The sequence below is a fragment of the Plantactinospora sp. A48 genome (genome assembly GCF_055793945.1).
The window spans coordinates 20,151-28,380 of the sequence record NZ_JBTIXF010000079.1; the positions used below are offsets into that span (position 1 = coordinate 20,151).

Genomic DNA, 8,230 nt, shown 5'->3' on the forward strand with positions numbered 1-8,230 from the left:
GACCCGTCAGGGCAGGCGGGAGAACCACGCCATCGAGCCGACGGCGCCGCCGGCCGCCAGCAGCAGTCCCAGTCCGATGAACCGGGCCGAGATGTCCTGATGCTTGGTCTGGTAGCCGACGGACCGGCCGATGTCCTCGTAGACCGCCCGCAGTTCGGCACTGGAGCCGGCCTCGTGGTATCCGCCGCCGGTCTGCTCGGCGACGGCTTGCAGCGTCTCGCCGTCCACCGGCACCCGGATGGGTCGACCACCCCGGTCCACCGAGCCGGTCGGGGTGCCGAACGAGATGGTGTGGACCGGCACGTGCGCCTGCACCGCGTCCGTACCGGCCTCCTCCGGGTCCTTGCCGGAGGTGTTCGCCCCGTCCGAGAGCAGCACGATCCGGGCCGGCGGCGGGTTGTTGGACGCCTGCGGGTCGAGCTGCTTGATGGCGCCCAGCGACGCGTCGATGGCCTCCCCGATCGCCGTACCCTGGACCCCGGTGCTGCCCTCGGCCAGCCGCCGGATCCCGGACCGCAGCGCAGCCCGGTCCGTCCCGGGTGGGACGATCACCGCCGCGCTGCCGGCGAAGCCCACCAGGCCCACGTTGAACTCGTCGGGCAGCTTGCCGATGAACTTCACCGCGGCCTCCTTGGCCGCCGTCAGCCGGTCCGGGTCCACGTCGTCGGCGAGCATCGAGGTGGAGACGTCCACCGCGATCATCACGGTGGCCCGTTCCCGGGGGACCTGCACGTCGGCCGCCGGTCTCGCGAAACCGACCACCAGCAGCGCGAACATCGCCATGAAAAGGCTCGCCGGTACGTGCCGACGCAGGCCCGGCCGGCGCGGCGCGACCCGGTCCAGCAGCCGCAGGTTGGTGAACCGGACGGCGTACCTGCTGCGTCGCCGCTGCATCAGGACGTACGCGATGGCCAGGGCCGCCACGCCGAGCAGCAGCCAGAGCCGTTGTGGTGACTCCAGGGTCACGCTCCACCTCCCGGTGCGTGGACGGGTCGCGGCATTCCGGCGAGCCGACGACGCAGGTGTACGTGCCGCACGATGTCGGTGACCCAGTCGCGGTCGGTGCGCAGTTCCAACCGGGTGGCCCCGGCCCGGCGCAGGGCCGCGCCCACCTGGTCCCGCTGGGCCGCCGCGGCGGCGGCGAACCGCTCCCGCAGCCGCCGGTCGCCGGTGAAGACCTCGCGCCGGGCCCCGGTCTCCGGATCGGTGAGCGTGATCAGTCCCACGTCGGGCAGTTCCAGCTCGCGCGGGTCGGTGATGTCGACCGCCAACACCTCGTGCCGGGCGGCGAGCCGGCGCAGCGGCCGTTCCCAGTCCGGAGCGACGGCGTCGGAGTCGGGCAGCCCGTCGAGGAAGTCGGAGATGACCACGGCGAGGCCACGCCGGACGGCGGATCGGTGCAGCCCTTCGATCGCACCGGCCAGCCCGATGGGCCCGCCACCGGGCGCACCCGACGGACCGGGCGGACCGGACCGGCCGGACCGGCCTGGCGGTTCCGACGGTCCGGACGGACCCGCGCCGGTCCGGGTGACGTCCGCCCGAGCATCGCCGACCCCGGCCTCCCCGACCGGCTCGCCGCGCGGCGCCGCCAGCAGGGTCCGGAGCAACCCGAGCAGGTGACTCCGGCCGGCACGGGCCGGGAATCGGCGTACCCCGGCCGGGGTGAGCACCTGGCCGCCGAGCCGGTGGCCGACGCCGGCGGTGAGGAAGCCGACGGCCGCCACGGCGGCCACGGCGAGGTCCCGTTTCTCCAGGTCGGCGGTGCCGAAGTCCATGCTCGGCGAGGCGTCGACGAGGACCCAGGTGGACAGTTCGCGGTCCGCGTCGGTCTCCCGGACGTGCGGGACCGTGGTACGGGCCGTGACGGCCCAGTCCATCCGGCGCACCTCGTCCTCGCCCGGACGGTACTCCCGGCTGCCGGCGATCTCGCTACCCGGACCGGGCAGCAGCCCGAGGTGCTGCCCGTGCAGCAGACCGTCCAGCCGGCGGGTCACGGTCAGCTCCAGCCGACGCAGCCGGTCGGCCGGCGCCAACTCCCGCAGCGTCGGATCGGCGGAAAACCGGTCTCCGCGCGCCGGGTCGGAGGCCCGCTCCCGGATCGGGTCCGTGGCAGCCCGTCTCCCGGGCGTCGGGTCGACGGAGACCCACTCCCGGGTGCTCACGCCACCGCCAGGTCCGCCGGGATCCCGTCCCGCGCCGGTGCCACCCGGGGCGGGGGTACCGCCTCGACCAGCCGGCGCACCACCGTCTCCGCGGCCACCCCGTCGGCGACCGCGTCGAAGGAGAGCACCAGCCGGTGCGCGAGCACGTCCGGCGCGAGGTCCCGGACGTCCTCGGGCAGCACGTAGTCCCGGCCCCGCAGCAGCGCCTGGGCCCGGGCCGCGGCCACCAGGCCGAGGGTGGCGCGCGGGCTGGCGCCGTACATGAGCAGCGGCGCCAGGTCCGGCAGGCCGAACCGGGCCGGCTCCCGGGTGGCCAGGACCAGCCGTACGACGTACTCGGCCAGCGCGTGGTGGACGAAAACCCGGCTGGCCCGCTCCTGGAGGGCGGACAGCCGTTCCGCGTCGAGCACCCGCCGGGGCGTCGGCCGGTCGGCGCTCATCCGGTAGAGGATGGCCAACTCGTCCGCGTCGGACGGGTAACCCACGGTGACCTTCATGAGGAACCGGTCGCGCTGTGCCTCGGGAAGCTGGTAGACCCCCTCGGACTCGATCGGGTTCTGGGTGGCCAGCACCAGGAACGGCGTGGGCATCGGATAGGTCCGGCCGCCGATCGAGACCTGGCGCTCGGCCATCGCCTCCAGCAGGGCCGACTGCACCTTCGCCGGAGCCCGGTTGATCTCGTCGGCGAGCACCAGGTTGGCCATCACCGGGCCCAGTTCGACGTCGAAGTTCTCCTGCGAGGCCCGGTAGATCCGGGTACCGACGATGTCCGACGGCACGAGGTCCGGGGTGAACTGGATCCGCGAGAAGCTGCCGCCGACCGCCGTGGCGAGGCTCTGCGCCGCGAGTGTCTTGGCGACTCCGGGTACGCCCTCCAGCAGGCAGTGCCCGTCGGCCAGGAGCGCGGTGAGCAGCCGCTCGACGAGCCGGTCCTGTCCCACGATGACCCGTTTCACCTCGAACAGCGTCTGTTCGAGGTCGGTCGCGGCCGAGCGCTCGCCGACCGTGGTACGCAAGCTGGTCAGACTGTCCGACATATCCGTCACGGGGCAAGCTTCCCGTGCGAACCCTGATCAAACCCGAGATTCCCTCACTTTGCCCGAAAGGAAGGCCCCCCTGTTATCGCCTTTTGTATAGGAAGGGCCCCTTCTTAACCCAGTCGGGCACGGGCCGGCCATCTCCGTTCGCGCGAAAGTCGGTCGCCGTCCCCGCTCAGTGTGGCGCGCGGGCGGTGATCAGGACGACGTGTTTGTCCACCACCAGCGCGCCGTCGGCGTCGATCGCCCGCTGGGCCGCACCGAGCAACGCGGCCCGCTCCCCCACGGTCAGCTCGGCGAGCGTCCCGAAGTAGTCCACCACCAGCCCGGGTTCCCGGATCGTCAGCTCGTCCTCGTACCGGTGTACCCGGACGTCGGTGAAGCACTCGGCGATCTGGTCCGGACCGTCCTCGGCCGCGAAGGTCAGGTGCGTGGGTGGCATCGCGGCCGGCACTCCGGCCTCGGTCGCCACCTCGGCCAGCCGGCTCAGGTTGGTCCGTCCGTTCGTGGCGGCGGCCAACCAGCCGCCGGGCCGCAGCACCCGAAGCAGCTCCCGCAGCGCCGCCGCCGGCTCGTCCAGGTGGTAGAGCATGTGGTTGGCCACCGCGCCGTCGAACGAGCCCGGCCGGTACGGCAGTTCCTCGGCCCGGCAACGCGCCACCTGAGCGCTCGGGTGCGTCCGGCGGAGGGTCTCGCACATCGCCGTCGAGGCGTCGGTGAGGGTGAGCCGGGGCAGCGGGTGCCAGCGGTCCCGGGCCGCCCACAACGCGCCGGTGCCCGCCCCCACCTCGATCACCCGCTCCCTCGGTGCCAGTGGCAACCGGTCCAGCACCCACGACTGCCATGGACGAGGGTTCGAGCCGGTCCGGTGGATGGTGGTCCGGGTCTGCAGCCGTTCGGTGCTCCCGTATTGGCGGATGGCGCGATCGCGCTCGGACAGTTCGGGCATGCGACCACCCTGACACGGGCCGACCAGGAAGATCACCGGCTGGGTTACCCTCGGCCGCATGGTGGACGCGGTGGACGACGACACGGTCCCGCGCGACCGCGCCCCGGGCGACCAGCCCCACGCCGGATCCCCCGACAGCCCACCACAGGACCCGTCCGCCGGATCCCCCGGCGGCCCGGCGCACGCCGGACTCCCCGACAGCCCGGCGCGGGACCCGTCCGTCGGAGATCGCGTGGCCGGCACCCCGCGCCGACGCCGGTCCCGCGTGTTGACCGGGCTCTGCTGGGCGGTGGCCGCCGGCTGCGCCGGCTGGGCGCTGATCCGGCTCGCCAACCTCGATCGCGGCCCACTCGTGCAGCTGCTGGCGTTCACCCCGTACGTCGCCGGCGGCGCCCTGCTCGGCACCGCCGTGCTGCTGGCCGTCCGCCGCTGGTGGCCGGCGGCGGTCAGCATCGATCACGTGCTGGTCGACCGGCGGATCGCCGTCCGGGCCGTCTCGGTGCACGGAATTCCCGGCAGCGACCACCGGGCGGTCCTCGCCGAACTCACCCTCCCCGCCGCCTGAAAGATCGCGGCGAACCCGCCTACGAGGCACGGGCGGAGACCCGGACCGGGGCGGCGGGTGGGCACCCGGACCAGGGCCCGCCCGAGGCCGGCCCGCCCCCGCATCCCGGACCGGGCCACGGGTGGGTACGCGGTCCGGGCTGGCGGAGTGGCTGTCAGGAGTGCACGGCCAGGTGGAACGCCCGGTCGACCCGGCTTCCGTTCGCGTTGTACGTCGCGACGAACACCCCGTTTGGTATGCCGGTCCGGCCCACCACCACGGCGATGCCGGGCGGCGGCACGTACAGGGACCCGGTGAACCCGGTGCTGGCCACGAACGCCGAGCCGGTCAGATCGTGGTTGAACACGACCTGGTAGTAGCCGGTGCCGAGCCGGGTCGCCGAGACGGCCTCGAAGCCACGGACCAGCGTTCCGTTGGATCCGACCACCGCGAAGGAGGTCTGCGTGGTGAGTGCCAGGCCGGCCGAGGTGGACTGCACCAGGGCGGCCTTGGCCCTGGCCTTCTCGGCCTTGCTGACCGGCGGCTGGACGGCCGCGTCGCCGTCCGGCTCGACCGGCGCCGGGGCGGCGATGCCGGGACCGGCCGGTTGCGGGGGTTGGTCGTTCGGCGCTGCGGTGGCGATGCCGCCGCCGAGCAGGGCGAAGGCGAGCGCGCCGACCGCCGCCACGGTCACCTTACGACGGGAGAATCTGGCCATGAGGGTCTCTCTTTTCTGCCCAAGCGGGTCAAGGAATTGCCTCGAACGAGGCGGTCACGACAACGCGGCTGCACCTCCATTTCGCGAAACAGCCACCCGCCGCAATTCCTCGGACCGCAACGCAGACTCAGAACGTCCAACCGCCCAAACTCGGGAAGGACAGTTTCGAATAGACTGAGAAACCGCTGCGTACCCATCTCTAGCAGGTGTTATTAGACCTGAGGCCGTCGCGTTGCAACCTGGTCGGAACCTAACACCGGCAAACCAAGAGGGTCAATAACATCAACCTGACAAACTCTATTCATGTCTCCATTGAGAGTGACAGGAAATGCGAGTCAATTTCTTTGTCACACCGGCGCCTCCGTCCGGGACAATCCGTACGTGAGGGCGTCGACAAGTGCGTGCCAGCTCGCCTCGACGACATTGGGGTGTACGCCGACCGTGGTCCAGTCACGACCGTCCTGACCGGCGGTCTCCACCAGCACCCGGGTCACCGCGTCGGTGCCGTGGCTACCCTCCAGGATCCGGACCTTGTAGTCGGCCAGCTCGAAGTCGCGCAGCCCGGGATGGTGCCGGACCAGGGCCGTCCGCAGCGCCTCGTCGAGGGCGTTGACCGGGCCGTTCCCCTCGGCGGTGGCGATCACGCGCTCACCCCGTACCCGGACCTTGACCGTGGCCTCGGACACCACCGCACCGTCCTCCCGGTGCTCGACCAGCACCCGGTACGACTCCAGGGTGAACGGGACGGACGTCGAACCCGCCAGCTCGGCCCGGACCAGCAGCTCGAACGAGGCGTCCGCCGCCTCGAACGACCACCCGCCGGCCTCCAGCTCCTTGACCCGACGGGTCACCCGCGACAGGGTCTCCGGCTGATCGGCCAGGTCCAACCCGAGCTGGCGCGACTTGAGTTCGATGCTGGCCCGGCCGGCCATCTCGGTGACCAGGATCCGCATGTCGTTGCCGACCACCGGCGGGTCCACGTGGTTGTAGAGCAGCGGGTCGACCTTGATGGCGCTGGCGTGCAGGCCGGCCTTGTGCGCGAAGGCCGCCGCTCCCACGTACGGCTGGTGGGTGTCCGGCGCGATGTTCGCGATCTCGGCGATGGCGTGCGCCACCCGTACCATCCGGGGTAGGCAGCCGTCGGGGAGCACCCGCATCCCCAGCTTGAGTTCGAGGTTGCCGATCACCGTGAACAGGTCGGCGTTGCCTGGCCGTTCGCCGTAGCCGTTGGCGGTGCCCTGCACGTGCCGGATGCCGGCCTCGACCGCGGCGATGGTGTTGGCCACCGCGCACCCGGTGTCGTTCTGGCAGTGGATGCCCAGCCGCTCGGCCGGGACCCCGAGTCGCGCGGTCAGCTCCTCGATGGCGGAGGTGATCCCGGACGGCAGCATGCCACCGTTGGTGTCGCACAGCACCACGATCTCGGCGCCCGCCTCCAGCGCGGTCCGCACCACCGCCGAGGTGTAACCGGCGTCGAAGCGGAAGCCGTCGAAGAAGTGCTCGCAGTCCAGGAACACCCGCCGGCCCTCGGCGCTCAGGTGCGCGACCGTGTCCCGGATCATCGCCAGGTTCTCCTCGGCGGTGGTCCGCAGGGCCCGCTCGACATGCCGCAGGTCCGCCTTGGCGACCAGGCAGACGGCGGGGGTCTCGGCCTCGCGCAGGGCCGCCACCTGGGGGTCGTCGGCGGCGACCAGCCCGGCCCGGCGGGTGGCCCCGAACGCCACGAGCTGGGCGTGCCGCAGGTCGAGTTCGGTCCGGGCTCGGCGGAAGAACTCGGTGTCCTTGGGCACCGCGCCCGGCCAGCCACCCTCGATGAAGCCGACGCCCAACTCGTCGAGCAACCGGGCCACGGCCAGCTTGTCGACCACCGAATAGCTGATCCCCTCACGCTGAGCCCCGTCGCGCAGCGTCGTGTCGAACACCTGGAAGGTCATGTCCAGTCCTTTCGGAACAAACAAAAAGACCCCCCGCGGTCGCGGGAGGTCTGCGCGCTCGGCGAAGGGAACCGGGCGCGCTAGTTACCAATGATCAGTACGTGCGATGTCACGGTCGCTGACTCTGCCACCCGGGACCGCCGGCCGGAAAGCAGAATCCACATGACGGGATGGTTACCGACGGTAGCCCCGAGGCCGCGGCGCCCGGGTGTACTCCGTGACCCGTTCGGGTACTGATGCCTGGTCAACGGAACCGGACACCGAGGAGATGCGCATGAACAGCCACGAACCGCGTCCGAATCCGCCCCTGGCCGAACCCGGACTGCACGGTGGCCCCGCCCCGTTCCGGGCCTGGCTCTACCGGGACGACGTCAGCACCGTCGGCGACAGCGATCTGGTGGGTTACCGGGTCGAGGCGACCGACGGCTACATCGGCAAGGTCGACCGGGCCAGCCACGACGTGGACGCCAGCTTCCTGGTGGTCGACACCGGGCCGTGGATCTTCGGCAGGAAGGTCATGCTGCCGGCCGGCGTCATCGAACGGGTCGACCACGAGGACCGCAAGGTCCACGTCGACCGTGACAAGGCGCAGATCAAGGCCGCGCCCGAGTACGACGAGGCCAGCCACGCCGACCCGGCCTACCGGGACAAACTCGGCGGCTACTACGGCGACACCTACACCACGACCGGCAACGCCGTACCGCCGGGAAGCCTCACTCCGGACAGCGCGGACGGCTTCCCACCCGGCCGGGTCTGAGCCGCACCCGTCGAAGGGCCGGCCCGGGACAAGCGTCCCGGGCCAGCCCCACCGACTTCTTGCCGGGTTACAGTTTTCTGCGTGACGAAAGAGCCAGACTTCGAACCAACCACCTTCCCCGAATGCTTC

The 8,230-nt window shown here is 71.7% G+C and carries 7 protein-coding genes and 1 pseudogene; 2 read left to right on the forward strand and 6 right to left on the reverse strand.

The window, feature by feature from the left end:
- Positions 1–6: 6 nt before the first annotated feature.
- From ACXN5W_RS27245 to ACXN5W_RS27260, 4 genes are all read right to left on the reverse strand, one after another.
- On the reverse strand, positions 7–966 hold the full coding sequence (locus ACXN5W_RS27245) for a VWA domain-containing protein (RefSeq protein WP_473161245.1): 960 nt from the start codon (positions 964–966) through the stop codon (positions 7–9).
- Positions 963–2,099, reverse strand: coding sequence for a DUF58 domain-containing protein (locus tag ACXN5W_RS27250; protein ID WP_473161253.1), 1,137 nt, complete (start codon positions 2,097–2,099; stop codon positions 963–965). The genes ACXN5W_RS27245 and ACXN5W_RS27250 overlap by 4 nt, the downstream gene beginning before the upstream one ends.
- Positions 2,100–2,158: 59 nt before the next feature.
- Positions 2,159–3,208 carry an AAA family ATPase gene (locus tag ACXN5W_RS27255; RefSeq protein WP_473161246.1) on the reverse strand — a complete coding sequence of 350 codons (1,050 nt, stop codon included), beginning with the start codon at positions 3,206–3,208 and terminating at the stop codon, positions 2,159–2,161.
- A 166-nt stretch (positions 3,209–3,374) separates the two neighbouring features.
- Entirely contained in the window at positions 3,375–4,148 is a 774-nt protein-coding gene (locus tag ACXN5W_RS27260) for a class I SAM-dependent methyltransferase (RefSeq protein WP_473161247.1), read from the reverse strand.
- Positions 4,149–4,590: 442 nt separating this feature from the next.
- Here ACXN5W_RS27260 and ACXN5W_RS27265 point away from each other — a divergent pair.
- Positions 4,591–4,713, forward strand: a pseudogene (locus ACXN5W_RS27265) (endonuclease/exonuclease/phosphatase family protein); the annotation flags it as partial.
- A gap of 154 nt (positions 4,714–4,867) precedes the next feature.
- Here ACXN5W_RS27265 and ACXN5W_RS27270 read toward each other — a convergent pair.
- Together ACXN5W_RS27270 and cimA are read right to left on the reverse strand one after the other, a co-directional pair.
- Complete coding sequence (locus ACXN5W_RS27270) at positions 4,868–5,410, reverse strand: hypothetical protein (RefSeq protein ID WP_473161248.1); 543 nt, start codon at positions 5,408–5,410, stop codon at positions 4,868–4,870.
- A 347-nt stretch (positions 5,411–5,757) separates the two neighbouring features.
- A complete protein-coding gene (cimA, locus tag ACXN5W_RS27275) occupies positions 5,758–7,344 on the reverse strand; it encodes a citramalate synthase (RefSeq protein ID WP_473161249.1) in 1,587 nt (528 codons plus the stop codon).
- A 274-nt stretch (positions 7,345–7,618) separates the two neighbouring features.
- On the opposite strand from cimA, the gene ACXN5W_RS27280 reads away from it, so the two are divergent.
- Positions 7,619–8,101, forward strand: a complete 483-nt coding sequence (locus ACXN5W_RS27280; protein ID WP_473161250.1) for a PRC-barrel domain-containing protein — start codon at positions 7,619–7,621, stop codon at positions 8,099–8,101.
- The last annotated feature ends 129 nt before the right edge of the window (positions 8,102–8,230 follow it).

Excerpts from the sequence above, each read along its gene's own strand:
- cimA (WP_473161249.1), bottom strand. The coding sequence starts at position 7,344 with ATGACCTTCCAGGTGTTCGACACGACGCTGCGCGACGGGGCTCAGCGT.
- ACXN5W_RS27280 (WP_473161250.1), top strand. The coding sequence starts at position 7,619 with ATGAACAGCCACGAACCGCGTCCGAATCCGCCCCTGGCCGAACCCGGA.
- ACXN5W_RS27260 (WP_473161247.1), bottom strand. The coding sequence starts at position 4,148 with ATGCCCGAACTGTCCGAGCGCGATCGCGCCATCCGCCAATACGGGAGC.
- ACXN5W_RS27270 (WP_473161248.1), bottom strand. The coding sequence starts at position 5,410 with ATGGCCAGATTCTCCCGTCGTAAGGTGACCGTGGCGGCGGTCGGCGCG.